Consider the following 19,449-nt stretch of genomic DNA (forward strand, 5'->3'; position numbering starts at 1 on the left):
TCAGGACCATTGTGGGAGCGGGCTTGCTCGCGAAGGCGTCAGCACATCCAACATCACTGCAAACTGACCCTCCGCCATCGCGAGCAGGCTCCCACAGGGGATATTGAGTGTTCCTTAGCTTTGCATGCAGCTCAGGACCATTGTGGGAGCGGGCTTGCTCGCGAAGGCGTCAGCACATCCAACATCACTGCAAACTGACCCTCCGCCATCGCGAGCAGGCTCGCTCCCACAGGGGAAATTCAGTCGTCGTTAAACGACGCTGCAGCATCCCTTTCACCCGGCGGACCGGGCCTTTGCAGTGTGGAACAGTTCGAGCCATGGCCCGGTCCGTCGAGTTGGGCCTCGACGAAGGCAAATGCATCGTCCAATGAACCATGCAGCACCCCGTCATGCCCCAGGCCTTCATACGTCCGCCAGGTGACGGGGTTGCCAGCGGCACACAACGCCGTGGCGACCGCATATTGGCGCACGGGCGTGATCGTTTGATCAGCCAGGCCGGTGGCGATGAATAACGGGAATCCAATCGATGCCTGTGGCATGTCGGTCGAGGGGATGCGCACCGCCATCAATGCCTCGGGGGAAATGGTCAAAAGCTCGGCAAACGAATCGATCTGCAACGCTTTGGATTTGCGGGCAATGTCGCGACTGCAGCCCTCCCGGGCAACACTTAGCAGTTCAAGGCCTCTGGTCGTAAGGATGTCCTCGACCCGTGGCCCGTCCTCGCGCAAGCCGCCGGACGCCAATGCCAGGAACAGCGTATTGGACTGGCGCGGCGGCAACGCAATGGGACCATGGGGAAATGTGCTGTTCGGGGCCGTGACTACTGCGCCGCGGATAGGCAGCTCCGGCGCATAACCACCGGCCAGGATCGCCGCACCCAACGCCGCCCCTCCTCCCTGGGATTGCCCGGCCAAAAACATGCGATTGGCAATCAGGCCTGGCCTGATGGAACGCGCAGCGCGAATCGCATCCAGGACAGAGCGTCCCTCGGCCTGCCAGAACGTATAGGGATGCGGCCCTGGCCCTCCCAGGCCCTGGTAATCGGTGGCGACCACAGCGAACCCGCGCGCCAGCCAACGATTGATATACGCCCCATCACGCTCGCGCCATCCAGCCCAGGACGGTGCGCAGGCGTCGGCAATCCCCAGCGTTCCGTGGGCCCAGGCCAGCAACGGCCAGCCTTGCGGCGGTGGCTCTCCAGCCGGCAGGTACAACGCCCCGCTGACCGGAACGAGTCCGGAGTGCCAGCGCTCGTCGGTGGAGCTATAGAGCAGGCGCAAAGCCTGCCCGGCGGCGGGCATCTGCGGCGGCACCGCCAGCGTCTCGCTTCGCAGCAGCACACCGGGCAGCGCGGGCATTGCTTCAGGCCAGCGATAAAACGCCGACAGCTCCCTGTCTCCCGCGTCAGGACCGACGGGGAGCGTGCCTGCCGCCGAGGCGCTGGCCGTCATGACGCTGAATATCCCGAGGCAGATCCGCGCAAAATTCGCGATACGGCACAGGTTCATGGGAAGTTCGCCTGAGCGCAAAGTGCCCTGCGCAAAGCGCTGCCCTGCGCACCGATCACATCGCGCACGACCGGCGCCACCTCATTGAATCGGACAAACCCGTGGGTCATGTTCGCAAGCACTTGCAGGTGGGTCGCCACGCCCGCGCGTTCCAACCGATCCGCCAGCTCCCGGTTTTCATCCAGCAACGGGTCCAGTTCGCCCACCACCAATCGCACGGGTGGCAGGCCGGCCAAGTCAGCGATGATCGGCTGTACCCGCCAGTCATCCTCATCATCGACCAGGTAACTCGCCCAGTAGGCGCTCATAGTCTCGACCGACAGATTCTGCCCCCCATACCCACCCAGCCTTCGCCAGGAATCGGAGCCCAGGTCGCGCGAGTAACTGCCATAGAACAGCAGCAACTGCCGCAGCCCATCACACCCTGCATCCCGTAGCGCAAGTGCAGCGCCCAAGGCCAGGTTGGCGCCTGCCGAATCCCCGCCCAAGGCATAACCGCGCACAGGGCAATCGGTGATTGCCCCGAGCTTGATCACCCGGCTGACGATCGACACCACTTCGTTGAACGCCACCGGAAAACGATATTCCGGCGACAACGCATAATCGATGGACAGCACCGCCAGGCCACTGTCACGCACCAGTTGGCGCAGCGGTGCATCCCAGCCGGCGAGCGAACCGTGACGAAATCCTCCGCCATGGCAGTAGAACATCAAGCAAGGCGCCTCATCGCCCTCCGGCCAATAGAGCTTGCAGGGCACCGTTCGGCCATCGACAGCAAAACCCAAGGTGCGCTCATAGGACAGCGGCACGCTGCGGCGCGCCGCCCAGGCATCGATCCGCTCCAGTTGCGCCCGGACACGTTGCACGTCCCCCTGGACAACCGGTAGCAGCCCTTGTTCGCGCAGCGTCGTGGCCACGGCCACCAGGTCAGGGTGAACCGGCGGCGGTGAACCCGCCGCCCCGCTTGCAACGCAACTCATGGCCGGGGGTCCTCGCCGACTCCAAGTGCGTCCAGCAGGATGAACGCCCATTGAGCCCCGTGCATGTCCCGGTCCTGCAAGGCGCCCTGAACCACTGGACGCGGCAGGCTGATCTTGATCACGCTCAACGCCTCGATGGGAAAAACGCTGATCGACTGCGCAGGCCTGCGGAACAGCTCGGCAATCGCGGGGGCTTGCAACTTTGGCTCCGCGGCCAGTTGCGCGAAGGTGTCCGCGTCCTTGCAGAACACATCGATGGTCAGGGAAAACGGCCCGGCGTTCTTGGAGCGGATCTCATAACCCAATGTTTGAAGTGTGTTCATTTCACGCGCCCTCGACTGTCTTGATAGAAAACCGGAAAGGTGCCAACGGATCCGCCACGACCATCACATGACTGAGCACGAACTCATGCACCACGCCCCGGTCCATCGAGGCCGGCGAGAAAGGAAACGCGTGGGTGGGCAGGTCTTTGTCGCCAGGCAACGGAAAGTGCAGCAGGTAAGGATTGAGCAACGCGACCATGTCCTGGGTGCGCTCGGCGGTCGCCGACGTCGCGATGGCCATGACGCCGATTTCCACGGGCGCGCCCACCCGTGACTCAAGCGCTCCCAAGGCTGAATCCTTGCCAATGGCGCGGAACTGCAAGTCATAGTCATCGGCGCCGATGCCCAGGTGCTTTTCGATCCGCTGACGCATGACCGAATCCAGATAGGCCAGCCACTCATCGAAGCGCTCGACGTATTCCGGATCCCGGACAATGCTCATGACCACCGATTGGAAGCCGCACGGCGCCGCCCCCTCCAACTTGACGGTGTAGTCTTCGCTTGGCGTCCAGACCGAACCTTCGACTCGCACGGTCTGTTCGTCCAACGCGGTGTAGACCGCCCCCTCCACGTGCAGTACGCCGCCGGGCTCGACGAGTACGTAGGGGTTGCTGTTTTCATACAGCATGTGGGCCATGACCGAACGCGGGGTGAGCCGGGCGCCCTCACCAATGGCCTTGATGGTGAATCCCGTGTCGTCGATCGCGGCCATTACCACCGCGTTGGCGGGCGTGGTCGTGCAGGACGCGCCGCACTCCAGGATCTTTCCAGCATGCCACGCGGCGCCCTGATGGGCCCCGCGCAGGATGGGCAGCGAAGCCATCACCGCCGTGTCGGTGGAACGTCCTGCCAGGATGATGTCCGCGCCATCTTCAAGCGCATGAATGAAGGGCTCCACGCCCATCAGCGCGACAATGCGCGAGCAGCGTTCGACCAAGGCATCGTCGATGTGATCGAGTTGCAAGGGCTTGATGCGTCCCTGCGCCAACGCTTGTTTCACCACGCTTGCCGGTTGCTCGCTGTAGACGCTCGCGATGCGCACGGCCTGACCGAGTTCGGCGGCGATTTCCTCGCACAGACCGCGCATCAGGTCGACGCCTGCGTCGGAACCACAGGTGCCGCAACTGCCGATGATCAACGGGATGTCCAGTTCCGCCCGCGCCTGCATGAACACGCGCAACTCGGCCCGCAGTATCGAGGCCGAAGCCTTGGTCGTGCCGGTGCCGAGGTAATGGGGACCGGAGTCGGTCGACCCCGCGTCCATTGCAATCACGTCCGGTCGTTCCAGCAGCGCCTGGTCAAACGCCGCCCGTGGGAAACCGGTGCCAATCGCGCCCGTTGGCGTCAGCACTTTAATCGGGGTATTCATGGATTCTCCTTCAAGTCTGTAGGGCGACGTCCGTCAGCGATGACGCAACGGCCAGGCGGGCTACGCCCCTCCAGTACAGCCACCGCACATTGCGCGGCTATCAGATTGGTACGATTGAGCCCCTCGACCGTGGAGGCGCCGACATGGGGCGTCACGATCACGTTGGGGAGTTGGATGAGTTGTTCGGTCACCGCCGAAAGCACCGGCTCCGACTCGCTTTCGAATACGTCGAGCCCTGCCCCGGCCAACCGGTTTTCCCGCAGGGCCCACAGCAGATCCGCATCCCGCACCAGCCCACCCCTCGCGGTATTGATCAACACCGCGGAAGGTTTCATCCGCTTCAGCGCACGGCTATCGATCAACCCATGGGTATGGCGGTTGAGCGGTGCATGGAGGGTGATGAAATCGCTTTCCTCAAGCAGCGTTTCCAGGTCGACAAAACAGCTTCGGGGGATACCTTCGACCTCTGCGTTGTCTGGATGAGGGGTGTAGATCAGCGGCTTGACTTCGAACCCCGACAAGCGCTGCAGTACACCCCGGCCAATCCGGCCCAAGCCGACGACGCCAACGGTCTTGCGGTACAAATCGCCTCCCAAGGGAATCGACCAGTCATTGGCCGACAACCCCAACTGGCAGCGTTTGAGCTGGCGGCACACGGCGAGCATCAACGCCACGGTGTGGTCTGCGACGCTGGCGTCGTTGCCGCCGATGGCGATGGTCGCCACCTTCCCTGCCGCCGCCACCGCCGCCGTATCGACCCGCTCGTAGCCCACGCCACGACGGGCGATGACTTGCAGGCGCGGGAGCCTACTCAGCAGGCTCGACGTGACGTTCGCGTGACCGACGATCCAACCGTCGGCGTCTTCCAGGAGATCGAGCAACTGGCGTTCGCTCAGGTCGCCATCCGCTTGCCCCTGAGCCAGTTGCGCAATAACAACGTTACAGCCGTGGCTCTTCAGGAAGTGCACGGTTTCTGCATCGAAAAACCGCTGTGTAATCACTAGGGTGTGGCGAGGTTTAGACATCACTGGCCTCTCGATATATGTCCGGCAATCAAAATGCGTAATCCAGGTACACCCGGGCTTCCGAGCCAGTGACCACGTTGTCGGGTTGAGCGGACACCAAGGCGACAAAGTCCTGGTCGATTCGGTAATCGATGTAAATCAAACCCACGGAAAGTCCGGAATACTCCTTTTCGTCGAAGCGATAATAAAGACGGTATTCGTTCTGCCGTTCGCGCACGTCGGTGCGTCGGCCACTGAAAGGGTCCGTGGCCTCAAACTCACCTTGTTTGTAAATGGTCATGACTTTAAAACCGTCCAGCGAAGCGCCTAATAACGAATGTCCGCTCAAATCATATTCGGCGCCTATTTGCCAGGTGCGTTCGCCGTCGTTATTAAAGTCGTTTCCGGAACGTGTCCAGGCGTCCATCTTGCCGTCGACGTTATCGCCATGATCGAAATAGGCGTAGCCCAGTCCGCTGGTCAACTCGGCTTTGGTCTCGGAAAATGAAACGCCCAAGCGAAGCTTATCAAGCAATAAACCCACATTGATGTTCAGCCACGTCGCGTCATCGTCATAAGCGGCCTCGCCGGCCTGCCAGTCGCGTTCCCAGATTCGCCCGGCTTTTTCAAACTCATAATATTGAGTGTCCAATACAATGCCGGCTTTATCGCCGAGGGGTGCTTTCAGGGTCAGACCATAACGGGTGTTCTCATTGAAGTCCCGCGATACACCATGGTCGTAACCCAGTTCGATGGCCTTCAAGTCGTATTTAATGCCGTAGGTGTAGAGGTCCTTTATTTCCTCGCCCGACTGGCTCAGCAGGTGTTCGAAGTCTTCCCGGTCCCTAGGAGACGTGCGGTTGATGTAGGCGGTTTCAAACCCCAACGTACCGGGCAGCGGGCCGATGCCCATCTCGGTGAAGTTCAGGTGGGCCCGGCCTCCTTGATAGGATCCCGGCACAATCCGGGTGTCGAGCGTGACCAACGTCCCCGCATCGAACCGGCCCCGGCCTATTTGCGAATCGGCGTTCCAGCCGTCGCCCTCGTAACGCAACTTGAAATAACCCTGGCCGACTTTTGCAAAGCCACCGTTAGTGCCATCGCTGTCGTCAAATAAATCCCGCCCATTGTCTTTGGAGTCGATCATCGCCACGCCATACAACGAGGCATCAAACCCTACAACGCCGGCCCAATAACTGGAGTTATAGTCGAGGATCGCACCAACCCCTGTCCCGCCCAACTCGGCGCCGTCCGGAAAACCACCAAAACGATCTTCGATCAAATCGTTGGATATCCGCGTATTGATATACATCGAGCGAAGATAAGCATTCAACTTGCCTTCATGCTGGAACCTGTCGGGGTTACTGATGGTTGCCGCAAGACAAACATCAGACACAAACAATGTCGACAGCAACGTCATAGCGACGGCGTTAATCGATTTCATCGACCACCTCATCTATTATTTTTATTTTGACGTGAGCAGACGCGAGCTGGCGTCCTTGAAACTTCGGCGCAGAGAACTAACTGATCAGATAATCGCCCGGGTAATTACCGCCGTGACAATCAGGACAAGGCTGCTGCCTATGGCCCAGAGCAGGCAATAGCGTTGCATATCACCCATGTCGCGCTTGATGATCCCGCTGATGAGATACACCGCAGCGACCAATGGGCTGAGTGCATGGACGGGTTGCCCCAACACCGACGCACGGGCTATATGCATCGGGTCGATACCATACTCCGCCCCCGCCGCCCCCAGTACCGGCAAGATGCCGAAGAAGAACGCGTCGTTGGACAACAGGAAGTTCAGCGGCAAAGCCACCAGTGCGGTAATGATGCCGAAGTATTGTCCGCCGCCGTCGGGAATCAGCTGGACGATTTTCCCCGACATGCCGTCGACCATTCCGGTGCCTGACAAAATCCCGGTGAACGCACCTGAAGCGAAGATCAGGGCGATGACCATCAGGACACTTTCAGAATGAGCCGCCACCCGCGCCTTCTGCTCCGACAGGCGTGGATAGTTGATCAACAGCGCCAGGGAAAAGCCCACCATCATCAACATGGGCAAAGGTGCCAGCCCTGTCGCCATGGCGTACATGAGCCCGGCGGTGAGCGCCAGGTTGACCCAGAACAGCTTCGGCCGCTGCGTTTCGGATTGCACGGTCGGCAAGACGACCTCCTGCGGTGCAACGTCTTGGTGACCGGGCGTCCAGCCCAAGCGGCGCCGTTCCTTGCGGCCGATCCAGAACGCGACGACGAATGCATAGGCAAGCCCCGCGAACATGGCCGGTACCAGGCCCAGGAACATGTCCGCCACATCGAGATGGAGGGCACTGGCGGCGCGGGCGACCGGCCCTCCCCAGGGAATCAGGTTCACCACGGTATTGGTCAGCAGGAGCATCAACGCCAGAATGAGCGGGTTCATCCCAAGGCGCAGATAGAGCGGCAGGAACGCTGTGGTGACGATCAAGACCGTCGTCGCACCATCCCCATCGAACGAGATCACAGTGGCCAACAGTGCGGTGCCCAACACAACGCGAAGAGGATCATTGCCGACAAACCGCAGAATCCGCCGTACCGCCGGCTCGAAGAGCCCGGCGTCAAACATGATTGCGAAATACAGGATTGCAAACATCAACATCAGTGCGGTGGGCGCTACTTGCTTGACGCCGCCCATCACCATCCCACCCAGTTCCGGCCCTGCCCCACTGGCCAGCCCGAAAGCAACCGGAACGAGGATGAGTGCCGTCACAGCGGACAGTCGCCTGCTTATGATCAATGCCATAAACGTGACGACCATTGCGAAACCTAACCAAGCCATGCGTTTCACCTTTTCGTTTTTATTGTTATCGACGCCATCAAAAATCAATGTGAACAACTTTTGCGCACTCGAAATCTACATAGGGGGTGAAAGCCTGTAAATCTTGATTTTTTTCGTCAATATCCCCCATCGACCGCGTCGGTTTGGACAAATGACTCACGACGCAACAGAGAAAAAATTGCTGCTTTGTAGACATTGACGGAATGACCGTATATTTAATAAATATGTACGCCACTCCAATCAACCTGCTCGGATTCGTCATGCCAGAACAAGAAGACCTCTACCTTTCGGCAGAAGAGGCGGCAGCCCTACTCGGAATCAGCCTGCCGACGCTGTACGCCTACGTCAGCCGCAAAAATATCCGCTCCCTCAAGATCCCGGGCACGCCTAAGCGCCGTTATTGGGCCGAAGACATCCAGCGCCTGGTCAAGCGTCCGGCGGGAGAGAAGCACGCGCCCAAGCGCTCGTCGCCGTCGGACAGCGCCATTACGCTGATCACCGATGATGGCCTGTTTTACCGGGGCCATGACGTCGTCGAGCTCGCTGACCGCGCAACGGTTGAAGACGTCGCCGAGCTGATCTGGCAAGTGCCGTCTGCGTTCGGCACGTCACTGCCCCGTGTGCCGAGGGACAGTGTCAAGCTGCTGAACATCTACGAACACATGTCCGCCCAGGAAAAAGCCATCGCGCTTTTCCCATTGGTCCAAAGAGAAAACCCCAAGGCCTTCGACCTTTCCACGGACAGCTACGCGCGTACTGGCGCCGATGTCGTCCGATGGTTTGCCGCCTTGGTGGTGGGCGCGACCGAACCGAGCACGCAACCCTTGCATGAATTCATCACCCAGGCCTGCGGCGCCCCACCGGCGTACGCCGACCTGATCCGCCGCCTGCTGATCCTCAGTATCGACCATGAGTTGGACCACACCGCCCATAGCGTGCGTGTCGCCGCCACGACCGGCGCCACCCCCTACTACGCGGTCATTGCCGGGCTTGCCGCAGCCCGGGGCCACAGAATCGCTTATGGAAGAAATGAAGCCGCCAGCAGGATGATCGAGGAAATCTGCACCGCTGTAGACCCTGCGCGACCTATATTGCAGCGCTACAGCCAGGACGGACACATTGTCGGGTTTGGCCCCAATGTGCATGCCATCAACGATCCGCGCGCCAGCAATCTCATGGCGGCGTTGACGGCCGTCTTCGAGGGCGACAGCGAATTCGCAAAACTGCAAAAAGCGTTTGCGGTGGCCTCGGAACTCGTGGCGTACCCACCGGAATTCATCCTGCTGGTGAGCTTCATCGGCCAGAAGTTAGGGCTGCATGGACAGGAAATTTCATTGGCGGGGATCGGTCGCCTGATCGGCTGGATAGCCCATGCCAGCGAGCAATACAACCAGCACCACGACGCCCGTCCTCGCGCTCGTTACGTAGGGACGTTGCCTACGGCGAGCGAGACCGCCCGCCGTTAATCCCCGCTCGGTCGCGCCTCTGGGAAGCGCCCATTGGAGCGACAGACTGGCTATGAAACGGCCATCGCCGCAAACAGCGAGGTGAATTCGGTCTGCTTTTCGAGACCAGCAACGAAGCCGAGCACTTCAGCTTGTGCCGATGCGTCGATATGCGGCATGGCCATGCGCCGGAATTTACGTTCGAAATCGCCATCGGTCATCGGCGTTTCGACTGAACCGGGCCCGGTGATCATCTCACTCACGACTTGCTCGCCGGACACCAGGGTCACGCAGACACGGTTGGCCAGATGCCGTGGGAACAGTGCGGTCAACGCCGGATCCTCGACAACACTGACCTTGTCCATCAAGGCAATCGCCGCCGGGTCGGCAATCTTTTCAGGGCGATACGAATCCACCGTGATGTCGCCATCGAGCAAGGCCCGAGCCACGTTGTAGGGCAGGCTGTGATCTGCTGTTTCCCGGGTCTTCGGCAACCATTTTTCAGGCGTATCGGCCAACACCCGCCGGTTGAATTCAGACGTTGCGATCGTAATGGCAGCGATATCTTCCACGCCATCGATGCGCTTGCGGATATCCAGCGCAGCCCAGACGGCGGTGTGCAGCTCGCCATTGGTGGGAAATGTCTTGGTCAACGAGCGTCGTATGGCGTAGTCGCCATTGTCCGGCGTACCGAAACGACGGGTATCCAGATCGAACGAACCCGAAACCAGCTTGAAGAACCCCATCTCACCTTCAAACACCGGCGACGGTCCCGTCATGCCATGGCGCGCCAATTGGGCGGCGAAAATGGCGTTGCGCGCGGCGTTGGCGGCGGAGCAGCCCTTCCAGTCGGACAATGCTCCACTGCGCACCTGGCGCATGGCCAAGTGACCACTCACGGCAATGTTGATCGCCTGCTCCGTCTGCGCCACGTCCAGCTTCATCAGGTTGGCAGCCGCCGCAGCCATTGCGACGTTGATGTAATTGACGTGGTCCCAGCCCCGCTTGTTCAAGCTGGCCGCATCCTGCAAACGCATCTGGATTTCATAGGCCAGGACGATGGCCGAAATCAGCTCCGCCCCGGTTGCGTTTTCAGCTTGCGCCAGGGCGAGGCAGGCTGGGATGTTGTCACTGGGATGGCCGGGCTCCAGGCCCATATAACCGTCGTTATAGTCCAGGAAACGAACCATCAGGCCATTGGTGAACGCCGCGATTTCCGGGGTCGTTTGCAGGTGCGTGCCGAATACGCTGGATGATTTGGCGCGATTGGCGGCGGCGTAACACACCGCGGCCTTTACCGGGTCAGCTCCGTAGGCACCCAGCACGCACGCCAGGCTGTCGATAAAGCGCTGGCGTACGAGGTGGATGATCGCTTCGGGCAGGTGCTGTTTTCTGAATGCATGGGCATAGCGTGCAAGCCGCATCGCTACGGTCGAGTCCGTCATAAGTACCTCGGGTTGAATAGGTGGACCGGGCCTCGTCCATGAGGCGAACAGATCAAGGCGCGACGCGGTGCCGCCGTCTCAGTCGATGACCACGTCAAGCAAGCGGACGTATTGCTGGCCGGCATGCATGTCGCGCTCGACCATGCCGCCTTGTGGCGTTGCACGGGGATAAGAAATCTTGACCATTTCCAGGTCCGGCACTGCAATGCGCTTGACCCGTTCGGGATCGGTGCCGTAGAGCCTGGCAAATTGCGCCGGGGAAAGTGCGGCACAATCGGCATAACGCTCGAAATTTTCGCGGCCACTGAAAAAGATATCGAACGTAATCCAGAACGGCCCCGCTTGTTTGGAACGGACATGCCGGCAAACATCACGCAACTTGATCATTGTGCAAGCTCCTTCATCGCCATTGGCCTGTCCGACAAATCGATCCATTCAAGACGTACCAACGCCATGGGATTCTCAAGTTGCACCACATGGTTCAACTTGAACTCATAAATTTGGCCTCGGGGTATATCCGCCGGTGTAAAGGCGAATCCATACGAAGGTAATTCCTTGCCCATGACACTGGGGTAATGAAAGAAGTAAGGATTGCACGCATGGGCAATGGTATTGGCCATTTCCTGAGTCGCGGCAGTGGCGACAAACAACATGCCTATTTCAGTTGGCGGTAATGTTCCAACAGGCGGTTTTACCCCGGTGACACCATTCCATCCATACATCCGCAAGGAAATATGAAACTCACCCAACTCTTCGGCTGGAATGGACTGACGGGTTCTTGTGTAAAGCGCTTCCAGCAGCCGATCGTGAAACCCATCGACATCGTTGAGCACATCCGGGTCCTGGATGCCCACCAACATGATCGTTTGATATAAACCGGCGGCGGCCCCTTCCAACTTCATCGTGTAGGGCATCGTTTCCCAGCGTGAGCCTTCTACCCGAACGGCACGCCCATTCAAATCGGCATAACGCGCCTGGGCAACATTCAAGATACCGCCAGGCTCCACCAACCGGAACGGGTCGCTGTTCTCATACAGCATATGGGCCGAGACGCTATGGGGCGTGCACTGGTTGTCCTGGCTCAACGGCTCCACTTCGAAGCCATTGGCATCAATACTCAGCAAGATCCCCGATCCAAGCGTGGGGTTGACGGCGCACTGCACGCCGCATTCGCCCGTCTTGCCGGCATGCCAGGACGGCCCCCACGGCGCGCCTTTCCAGATGGGATAACAGGCGATGACGGCGGTGTCGGTCGCGCGGCCGGCCAATATGATATCGGCACCGCCATCCAGGGCGGCGATAAAGGGTTCTACTCCCAATGCCGCGACAATGTGCTCACAGCTGTCCACCGTTGTATCTTCCAGCTCGGCATGAGGCGGGAGCGGCTTGATACGACCTTCGGCATTGAGCTTCTTGATGATGTCCTTGTCTTGCTCACAGTAGATAAGTGCGATTTTCGGCGATACGCCCAACTCCTTGGCGATTTCCAAGGCGATATCACGGGTCCAGTCCAGATTGAGGTCACCGCCCGCCTGCCCAGCGGTCCCCACAATGATCGGTACGCCGGATCGCGCCTGCGCTTTCATTAATATCGTCAGGTCACGCTTTACTGCGCCTCGGTTGTTCTTGGACTTTCCAAGTGCAAGATAGGCCGCGCCGCTATCAGTTGAACCTGCGTCCGTGGCGATTACTTGCGCGCCAGCAGCCAATCCATAAGCAATTTCTTCTTCTCGAACACCCGCCCCCAAAGAACCACAGGGAACGATCACTTTTACGCAACCTTCAAATAACTGCGCCATGACAACCTCTTTCAGATCACTCAGTGCGCCAATAATAATGGCTGCAATTGCGCTGACAAGTGGACAGAATTTATCCATATATCATTAACAAACACACTGTAACTTTGGCACTCCAGGCATAACCCGATTAATATCGCGCCAGAGCGCCAGACCCATTTTTTATTTTCAAGCGGGTGTGTTAAAAACTTGCCTGGGGGGCGCCATCGATGGGCATTTTCATTGCAGCGCATGAACGTTTGGCGCCTACATCGCAAACTGACTCCGACAATTATGATTGGAATAGTCCAGACCATGAGACGCAAGCCTCACCCTCGAGAACAATCCCTGTTGCCGGAGGACCTCCGTGTATTCCTCGCCGTGATCCGGAAAAATGGCTTTGGCAATGCTGCCGAGGCCTTGGGGTTTTCCCCGGCCTATGTCAGCAAGCGGATCTCCGTCCTTGAGGCCGCGTTGGGCGCGAAGCTGTTGCATCGCACGACCCGGCGTGTCGCGTTGACCGACGACGGCGAACGTGTCCGCGTCTTCGCAACGCGACTGCTGGGGGATATGGATGACTTCATCAGCGAGTTGACCGACTCCCGCCAGCAATTGCAGGGGAGTTTGCATATCTGCAGCTCTTTCGGTTTTGGTCGTAACCACGTCGCACCCGCGATTGCCTCGCTTTCGCAGCGGTACCCTCGACTGGAGATTCGCCTGGACGTATTTGATCGCATGGTCGATATCGTCAATGAAGGCTTCGATCTCGAAATCAGGGTGGGCTACGACCTTCCCCAACAACTTCTGGGAAAAAAACTCGTGAGTAACCGCAGGGTGCTCTGTGCAACCCCCGGGTACCTGGAAAAGCGCGGCATCCCGACCTCCCTGGAGGATCTGGCCCGGCATGATTGCCTGGTGCTCAAGGAGCATAACAACGCCTTTGGCATCTGGAACCTGACAAAAGACGGCATTGAAGAATCCATCCGCGTCACCGGCCCACTTTCATCGAACAATGGCGAGATTGTGTTGCGCTGGGCCTTGAGTGGCGCAGGCATCATCCTGCGCTCCGTGTGGGACGTGAAGCCCCTGCTTGAAAGTGGACAACTGGTCCACGTGCTGCCCGGCCATGCCCAGAGTGCCGATGTCTGGGCCGTCTACCCGACACGGCTCAGCCAGTCCGCCAAGCTAAGGGCCTGCATCGAATTCTTCGAAGCGCATTTCAAGGCCCTCGCCCTCGCTTGAGCGCCCGGCAGCGGTGGCGGGCAGGCGCGCCTGGGCACTCAGTCCAGCCACGGATTGTCTGCGTAGTGACGCGCTTCGAAATCACGAATCTGTGCCGCACGCTGCAAGGTCGCGCCGATGGCGTCCAACCCCGACAGCAACGATTGCTTGCGTAGCGCATCGATGGTGAACTCGATGACCGAGCCCTCACTCAGCCAGATCCGCTGATTCGGCAGGTCGACGCTGATCGTCGCGGTAGCCCCATGGCTCACGACGCGAGCCAGTCTCTGTAACTGCGATTCGCACAGCTGTATCGCAAGCACGCCGTTACGCTGACAGTTGTCATAGAAAATACCGGCAAAGCTTGTCCCGATCAGTGCTCGAATCCCCAGTTGCTTGAGCCCCCATACCGCATGCTCGCGGCTGGAACCACAGCCAAAGTTGGGCCCGGTCACCAGGAAACTGGCCCCGCTCCAGGCCGGTTGGTTGAGGATGAAATCTGGATTGGGTTCGCCGGACTCAAGGAAACGCAGGTCAAAAAACACGCCTTTATCCAACCCGCTTCGATCGATCCCTTTCAAGAACTGCTTGGGCATGATGACGTCGGTATCGATGTTGGAAGCGAGCAACGGCGCGGCTTTTCCAGTCACGGTTTCAAAAGGTTGCATGGTTCAAATCTCCTCGGCCAATAGGCGTACGTCGGTCAGGCGACCACGGATGGCCGCTGCGGCAACCATCGCCGGGCTCATCAGGTGGGTCCGGGCGCCCGCCCCCTGACGACCTTCAAAGTTTCGGTTGGTGCTGGACGCGCAACGATCGCCCGCGGCAAGCACGTCGTCGTTCATGGCCAGGCACATCGAGCATCCGGACTGACGCCATTCAAAACCGGCTTCGAGGAAGATCCTGGCCAAGCCTTCCTCTTCAGCCTGGGCACGCACCTGGGTTGATCCGGGAACGATCATCGCCCGTACGGTCGAGGCGACTTTCCTGCCTTCCACCACCCGTGCGACGTCACGCAAGTCTTCGATGCGCGCGTTGGTGCATGAGCCGATGAACGCATGGCTGATCGGCACGTCACTCAACGCCATGCCGGCTTCCAGCCCCATGTAGGTCAAGGCGCGCTGCATGCCCTGGCGCAGGATCGGATCGGCAATGGTCGCCGGGTCCGGAACCCTGCCACTGACGGGCGACGCCTGGTCCGGGCTGGTTCCCCAGGTCACCATCGGCGCCAACCCATCCACGTCCACCCGCACTTCGCTGTCGAACACCGCACCTTCATCGGTGAAGAGCTCGCGCCACTTTTTTTCCGCGACATTCCAGTGCTCGCCTTGAGGCGCACGGGGCTTGGACTTGAGGTAGCCATACACTTTTTCATCGGGCGCCATGAAGGCTCCCCGGGCCCCGGCCTCCACCGCCATGTTGCAGATCGTCATGCGCGCCTCGACGCTCAATGCACTGATGGCCGGGCCGGTGAATTCGATGGCATACCCGGTCGCGCCTGACGCGCCAATCCTCTCGATCAGCGCCATGATGATGTCCTTCGAGGTGACGCCCATGCCCAGCGTGCCGGTGACCGTGACACGCATGGTTTTCAGCCGCTTGTAGACCAATGTCTGCGTGGCCAGCAGATGCTCGATTTCAGAAGTGCCAATACCAAAGCCAAACGCGCCCAGGGCGCCGTAGGTCGTGGTATGGCTGTCGCCCGCCGCCACCACCATGCCGGGCAGGATAAACCCCTGCTCTGGCGCGACCACGTGCTCGATCCCCTGGCGCTTATCCAGCACATCGAACAGCTCGATGCCGAAGTCCCGGCAGTTCTCTTCGAAGTACGCGACCTGCAAGGCGCCACCGGCGTCAGGCATGGCCGCGATACGGGTCGGGCTGGTCGGGTTGACATGGTCGACGACCGCCAACGTCGCGCGAGAACGCCAGACGCCACGCTTCGCCTCGCGCAGCCCGCTGAAGGCTTGGGGGCTGGTGTATTCGTTGGCCACCTGGCGGTCGATGTAGAGCAATACATGCCCTTGATCGTCCAGGGTCGCGACGGTGTGACTGTCGATGTGCTTCTGGTAGAGGGTACGAGGGCTGTTCATTGCGATGCGCTCTGTGGTGCCGGGTCACGGATGCACAGAGCATATTCGCAATGAAAAACCCATCAATGGCCTTTAGGTGATGGCATGGAACACGATTCGTGAACAATGGACGTATTCAACGACGTGCATTCCGGCCTGTGGCGAGGGAGCTTGCTCCCGCTGGGCTGCGTAGCAGCCCCATAACGTCCGCCGCCATAGTGTCAGGTCGAGCCTTTTTGGGCGCGCTACGCACGCCAGCGGGAGCAAGCTCCCTCGCCACGGGTTTGTCGCCAGCCTTTGAGTGAGCGGTATCGCCTCTTATCCGCGCTCGACCGACACCTCTTTCACGCGCGCCAACAGAACCTGCAGAGGATGCAGCACGGTAATACCCTCTTGGCGCTTCACCTGGCTGCGGCAGGAATACCCGTCGGCAACCACCCGGCCCGACTGATTGAGTTTTTGCAGGAGCGGCTTCCAGGATTGCCCGTAGATCGTGTCGGATGTCTCCGCGTTTCGCGTTTCATGCCCGTAGGTGCCCGACATCCCACAGCAACCGCTGGCTTGCACGTTCAGCGCCAGGCCCATGCGCTGGAAGATTTTTTGCCATTGCCCGACGCTGCCCGGCTCATTGGTTTTTTCCGTGCAGTGCGGCAGGAAGTGGTAAGGCTCGTCCGCCTTCACGGTTTGATCGTTCGGCAGCGCATCGATCAGCCATTCCTGCGCAAGCATCACCTGGGGAGCGTTGCCGGTGGTCAGTGTCTTGGCGTACTCCTGTCGATAGACCAGGGTCATCGCCGGATCGAGCCCCACCAATGGAACGCCATACTGCTGGAGGCTGAGCAAGGTCTGGCCATTGAAGCTGGCGGCCTTCTCAAACGCCTTCAAGAAACCCTGCACCTGAAGCGGTTTGCCGTTGGGCGCGTACGGCGCCAGCAAGACTTTGTAGCCCAGCCTCGATATCAGCTCCACCCAGTCCACGAGCAAAGGCGTTTCAAAAAACCGGGTAAAGGCGTCCTGGACGAGGATGACGCTTTTCTCCCTCTGCTCGCCGCAAAGCGCTTCCAGGCGTTCAGGTGTTGCCACCTCCACGTCCCAGCGCCGGCATACGGCGGCAAAATCCACCAGGCTGAGCAGCGGGCTATCGACCATCCCGGCCACGCGTTCGAGCCCCCAGCGGATCGACCGGGCGCTCATCACGAAGTTGTACAGGCGCGGCATCCTGGCGAGATAGGGAACCGTGTATTCCAACGAGCCAATCAGGTAGTCCTTGAGGGGACGCAGGTAGCGGCTGTGATAAAGCTCCAGAAAACGCGAGCGGAACTCCGGCACATTCACTTTGACAGGGCATTGGCCCGCGCAGGATTTGCAGGCCAGGCAACCGGTCATCGCTTCGTAGACTTCATGGGAAAAATCCGCCTGGCCCATCTTCCGGGCCAGGCTATTTACGGCCCGACGCGCAACACCCTGGTTCCTGCCAGCCCCTCGAACCCGATCGCTGGCCGCCAGCACATCGACACCCTGCACGCCCTGCAACCTCAGCCATTCCCGGATCAGCGAGGCGCGTCCCTTGGGCGAGTGAATGCGATTGCGTGTGGCTTTCCAGGACGGGCACATGGCGTCATCCGGATCGAAGTTGTAGCACGCGCCATTGCCATTGCAATGCACCGCCGTGTCGTAGCTTTGCCAGACACGTTCATCAATGGTGCGGTCCAGGGCACCGCGCAGCTCCACTTCGTCGACACGGGTCAGTCGAGCGTCTGGAACCGTGTCCGGGGTGGCGATCTTGCCTGGGTTGAGTTGGTTGAAGGGATCGAAAGCCGCCTTCAGCGCTTGCAACGCCGGGTACAAATCGCCGAAGTAATCGGGCACGTATTGCGACCTCAAGCCCTTGCCATGTTCGCCCCACAACAGCCCGCCATACTGTTGCGTCAAGGCCGCGACCGCATCGGAAATCGGCCGGATCAAGGCGGCCTGGGCGGGATCCTTCATGTCGAGGATCGGGCGCACATGCAGGACGCCGGCGTCGACGTGACCGAACATGCCGTACTGCAAGTCATGGCTATCGAGCAGCGCGCGGAACGCCTGGATGAAGTCCGCCAGGTTTTCAGGCGGAACCGCGGTGTCTTCGACAAAGGGCTGGGGCCTGGCCTCGCCCTTGACGTTACCCAATAAGCCCACGGCACGCTTGCGCATCGCATAGACACGCTTGAGCGCATCGGCGCCAATCGCCAGGGTGTAGCCCAAGCGGACAACCGAAGTATCGCGCTGCAGGTGCAGGACGAACTCATGGACCTGCTGCTGGACCGCCGCTTCGTCGTCGCCACTGAACTCAATGAGATTGATCCCCAGCGTCGGTGTATCGGGGTCTTCAGGGAAATACTCGGCGACGCCGTGCCAGACAATGTCCTTCATCGCCAGCATCAGCACTTTCGAATCCACGGTCTCGATGGACAGCGGTTTCATGGCCATCAACGCCTTGGCATCACGCAGGGCATCCATGAACCCGGCGTAACGCACATTCACCAGGATGGAGTATTGGGGGATGGGCAGGACGTTCAGCTTGGCCTCGACGATGAAGCCCAGGGACCCTTCAGAGCCGCAAAGCACGCTGTTCAGATTGAAGCGCCCATCGGATTCGCGCAGATGGGCCAGGTCATAACCGGTCAGGCAGCGGTTGAGTTTCGGAAAGGTGTCCCTGATCAGCTCGGCGTGGGTATCGGCGATATCCACCGCGCATTTGTAGACGTCCCCCACCCGATCCCGGCGTTCGACCAGGGCTGGCAAAAGCGCCACGTCGATAGCTGAACTGTCGAGGCGATGACCGCCAAGCAAAACCGTCGAAAGTTCGAGAACGTGATCACGGGTCTTGCCATAGATGCAACTGCCCTGGCCACTCGCATCCGTGTTGATCATGCCGCCGATAGTGGCGCGATTCGAGGTCGAGAGTTCTGGCGCGAAGAACAGGCCGTAGGGTTTGAGGGCTGCGTTCAACTGATCCTTGACCACGCCACTTTGGACCCTGGCCCAACGCTCCTCGACGTTGATCTCCAGGATGTTATTCAGATGACGGGAAAGGTCGACCACCACGCCATCGGTGAGCGATTGGCCGTTGGTGCCAGTGCCGCCACCACGCGGCGTAAGCACCACCGCGCGGTGGGCGGGCTCGGCGGCCAAGCGGGACAGGATCATCACGTCCTGTTCATCCAGGGGAAAGACCGCCGCTTGGGGCAGGCGCTGGTAGATGGAGTTGTCGGTGGCCAAGACCGTCCGGTCGCCATGGTCGCGGGCAATCTCGCCTTGAAACCCCGCCACTTTGAGCGCGTTCAGAAAAGCGTCATAGGTCGCTTTCTGAGGATCAGGAGACGATAACCGGGCAATCATGATGTTTTCCTACAGGCTGAAAAGCTAATCTATGCATTCACATTACGTATGCTCGGCACGAGACGTATCGAGCAGCTGCACAAGGTTTTCATGATTCTTGCCTTCCTG

At 59.9% G+C, this 19,449-nt stretch carries 15 protein-coding genes; 2 read left to right on the forward strand and 13 right to left on the reverse strand.

Going from position 1 to position 19,449, the window contains the following annotated elements:
- Positions 1-239: 239 nt before the first annotated feature.
- From HU767_RS09010 to HU767_RS09040, 7 genes are all read right to left on the reverse strand, one after another.
- Entirely contained in the window at positions 240-1,508 is a 1,269-nt protein-coding gene (locus tag HU767_RS09010) for a lipase family protein (protein WP_186729331.1), read from the reverse strand.
- The gene (locus tag HU767_RS09015; protein WP_186729332.1) at positions 1,505-2,488 is read right to left on the reverse strand and encodes an alpha/beta hydrolase fold domain-containing protein; all 984 of its coding nucleotides are present in this window, start codon (positions 2,486-2,488) and stop codon (positions 1,505-1,507) included. The genes HU767_RS09010 and HU767_RS09015 overlap by 4 nt, the downstream gene beginning before the upstream one ends.
- Positions 2,485-2,811 carry a DUF4387 family protein gene (locus tag HU767_RS09020; protein WP_186729333.1) on the reverse strand — a complete coding sequence of 109 codons (327 nt, stop codon included), beginning with the start codon at positions 2,809-2,811 and terminating at the stop codon, positions 2,485-2,487. The genes HU767_RS09015 and HU767_RS09020 overlap by 4 nt, the downstream gene beginning before the upstream one ends.
- A gap of 1 nt (position 2,812) precedes the next feature.
- The gene (locus HU767_RS09025; RefSeq protein ID WP_186729334.1) at positions 2,813-4,180 is read right to left on the reverse strand and encodes an acyclic terpene utilization AtuA family protein; all 1,368 of its coding nucleotides are present in this window, start codon (positions 4,178-4,180) and stop codon (positions 2,813-2,815) included.
- A complete protein-coding gene (locus tag HU767_RS09030) occupies positions 4,177-5,205 on the reverse strand; it encodes a phosphoglycerate dehydrogenase (RefSeq protein WP_186729335.1) in 1,029 nt (342 codons plus the stop codon). The genes HU767_RS09025 and HU767_RS09030 overlap by 4 nt, the downstream gene beginning before the upstream one ends.
- A 28-nt stretch (positions 5,206-5,233) precedes the next feature.
- The gene (locus tag HU767_RS09035; RefSeq protein ID WP_186729336.1) at positions 5,234-6,628 is read right to left on the reverse strand and encodes an OprD family outer membrane porin; all 1,395 of its coding nucleotides are present in this window, start codon (positions 6,626-6,628) and stop codon (positions 5,234-5,236) included.
- A gap of 84 nt (positions 6,629-6,712) precedes the next feature.
- Positions 6,713-8,002, reverse strand: coding sequence for a citrate:proton symporter (locus HU767_RS09040; RefSeq protein ID WP_186729400.1), 1,290 nt, complete (start codon positions 8,000-8,002; stop codon positions 6,713-6,715).
- A gap of 260 nt (positions 8,003-8,262) precedes the next feature.
- Between HU767_RS09040 and HU767_RS09045 the strand changes: the two genes are divergently transcribed.
- Positions 8,263-9,468: a citrate synthase gene (locus HU767_RS09045; protein WP_186729337.1), complete on the forward strand. Its 1,206-nt coding sequence runs from the start codon at positions 8,263-8,265 to the stop codon at positions 9,466-9,468.
- Positions 9,469-9,518: 50 nt separating this feature from the next.
- On the opposite strand, the gene HU767_RS09050 is transcribed toward HU767_RS09045, so the two are convergent.
- The 3 genes from HU767_RS09050 to HU767_RS09060 form a co-directional block, all read right to left on the reverse strand.
- Complete coding sequence (locus HU767_RS09050; RefSeq protein ID WP_186706263.1) at positions 9,519-10,892, reverse strand: MmgE/PrpD family protein; 1,374 nt, start codon at positions 10,890-10,892, stop codon at positions 9,519-9,521.
- Between the two features lie 78 nt (positions 10,893-10,970).
- Positions 10,971-11,279, reverse strand: a complete 309-nt coding sequence (locus HU767_RS09055) for a DUF4387 domain-containing protein (RefSeq protein ID WP_186706262.1) — start codon at positions 11,277-11,279, stop codon at positions 10,971-10,973.
- Positions 11,276-12,691, reverse strand: coding sequence for an acyclic terpene utilization AtuA family protein (locus HU767_RS09060; RefSeq protein ID WP_186729338.1), 1,416 nt, complete (start codon positions 12,689-12,691; stop codon positions 11,276-11,278). Before HU767_RS09060 ends, HU767_RS09055 begins: the two co-directional genes overlap by 4 nt.
- A gap of 291 nt (positions 12,692-12,982) precedes the next feature.
- Between HU767_RS09060 and HU767_RS09065 the strand changes: the two genes are divergently transcribed.
- Positions 12,983-13,909, forward strand: coding sequence for a LysR substrate-binding domain-containing protein (locus tag HU767_RS09065; RefSeq protein WP_186729339.1), 927 nt, complete (start codon positions 12,983-12,985; stop codon positions 13,907-13,909).
- 38 nt (positions 13,910-13,947) lie between these two features.
- Here HU767_RS09065 and leuD read toward each other — a convergent pair whose 3' ends face one another.
- The 3 genes from leuD to HU767_RS09080 all read right to left on the reverse strand — a co-directional run bounded on the left by leuD (position 13,948) and on the right by HU767_RS09080 (position 19,341).
- Positions 13,948-14,556, reverse strand: a complete 609-nt coding sequence (gene leuD / locus HU767_RS09070) for a 3-isopropylmalate dehydratase small subunit (protein WP_186706261.1) — start codon at positions 14,554-14,556, stop codon at positions 13,948-13,950.
- Positions 14,557-14,559: 3 nt separating this feature from the next.
- Positions 14,560-15,981, reverse strand: a complete 1,422-nt coding sequence (gene leuC, locus HU767_RS09075; protein ID WP_186729340.1) for a 3-isopropylmalate dehydratase large subunit — start codon at positions 15,979-15,981, stop codon at positions 14,560-14,562.
- Between the two features lie 297 nt (positions 15,982-16,278).
- On the reverse strand, positions 16,279-19,341 hold the full coding sequence (locus tag HU767_RS09080; protein ID WP_186729341.1) for an FAD-binding and (Fe-S)-binding domain-containing protein: 3,063 nt from the start codon (positions 19,339-19,341) through the stop codon (positions 16,279-16,281).
- Positions 19,342-19,449: the final 108 nt, after the last annotated feature.

The sequence above is a fragment of the Pseudomonas sp. SWRI179 genome (assembly GCF_014268705.1).
Classification (GTDB): Bacteria; Pseudomonadota; Gammaproteobacteria; order Pseudomonadales; family Pseudomonadaceae; genus Aquipseudomonas; species Aquipseudomonas zanjanensis.

Coding starts and splice junctions, on each gene's coding strand:
- HU767_RS09015 (WP_186729332.1), bottom strand. CDS start 2,488: ATGAGTTGCGTTGCAAGCGGGGCGGCGGGTTCACCGCCGCCGGTTCAC.
- leuC (WP_186729340.1), bottom strand. CDS start 15,981: ATGAACAGCCCTCGTACCCTCTACCAGAAGCACATCGACAGTCACACC.
- HU767_RS09060 (WP_186729338.1), bottom strand. CDS start 12,691: ATGGCGCAGTTATTTGAAGGTTGCGTAAAAGTGATCGTTCCCTGTGGT.
- leuD (WP_186706261.1), bottom strand. CDS start 14,556: ATGCAACCTTTTGAAACCGTGACTGGAAAAGCCGCGCCGTTGCTCGCT.
- HU767_RS09020 (WP_186729333.1), bottom strand. CDS start 2,811: ATGAACACACTTCAAACATTGGGTTATGAGATCCGCTCCAAGAACGCC.
- HU767_RS09030 (WP_186729335.1), bottom strand. CDS start 5,205: ATGTCTAAACCTCGCCACACCCTAGTGATTACACAGCGGTTTTTCGAT.
- HU767_RS09025 (WP_186729334.1), bottom strand. CDS start 4,180: ATGAATACCCCGATTAAAGTGCTGACGCCAACGGGCGCGATTGGCACC.
- HU767_RS09040 (WP_186729400.1), bottom strand. CDS start 8,002: ATGGCTTGGTTAGGTTTCGCAATGGTCGTCACGTTTATGGCATTGATC.
- HU767_RS09045 (WP_186729337.1), top strand. CDS start 8,263: ATGCCAGAACAAGAAGACCTCTACCTTTCGGCAGAAGAGGCGGCAGCC.
- HU767_RS09010 (WP_186729331.1), bottom strand. CDS start 1,508: ATGAACCTGTGCCGTATCGCGAATTTTGCGCGGATCTGCCTCGGGATA.
- HU767_RS09050 (WP_186706263.1), bottom strand. CDS start 10,892: ATGACGGACTCGACCGTAGCGATGCGGCTTGCACGCTATGCCCATGCA.
- HU767_RS09055 (WP_186706262.1), bottom strand. CDS start 11,279: ATGATCAAGTTGCGTGATGTTTGCCGGCATGTCCGTTCCAAACAAGCG.
- HU767_RS09080 (WP_186729341.1), bottom strand. CDS start 19,341: ATGATTGCCCGGTTATCGTCTCCTGATCCTCAGAAAGCGACCTATGAC.
- HU767_RS09035 (WP_186729336.1), bottom strand. CDS start 6,628: ATGAAATCGATTAACGCCGTCGCTATGACGTTGCTGTCGACATTGTTT.
- HU767_RS09065 (WP_186729339.1), top strand. CDS start 12,983: ATGAGACGCAAGCCTCACCCTCGAGAACAATCCCTGTTGCCGGAGGAC.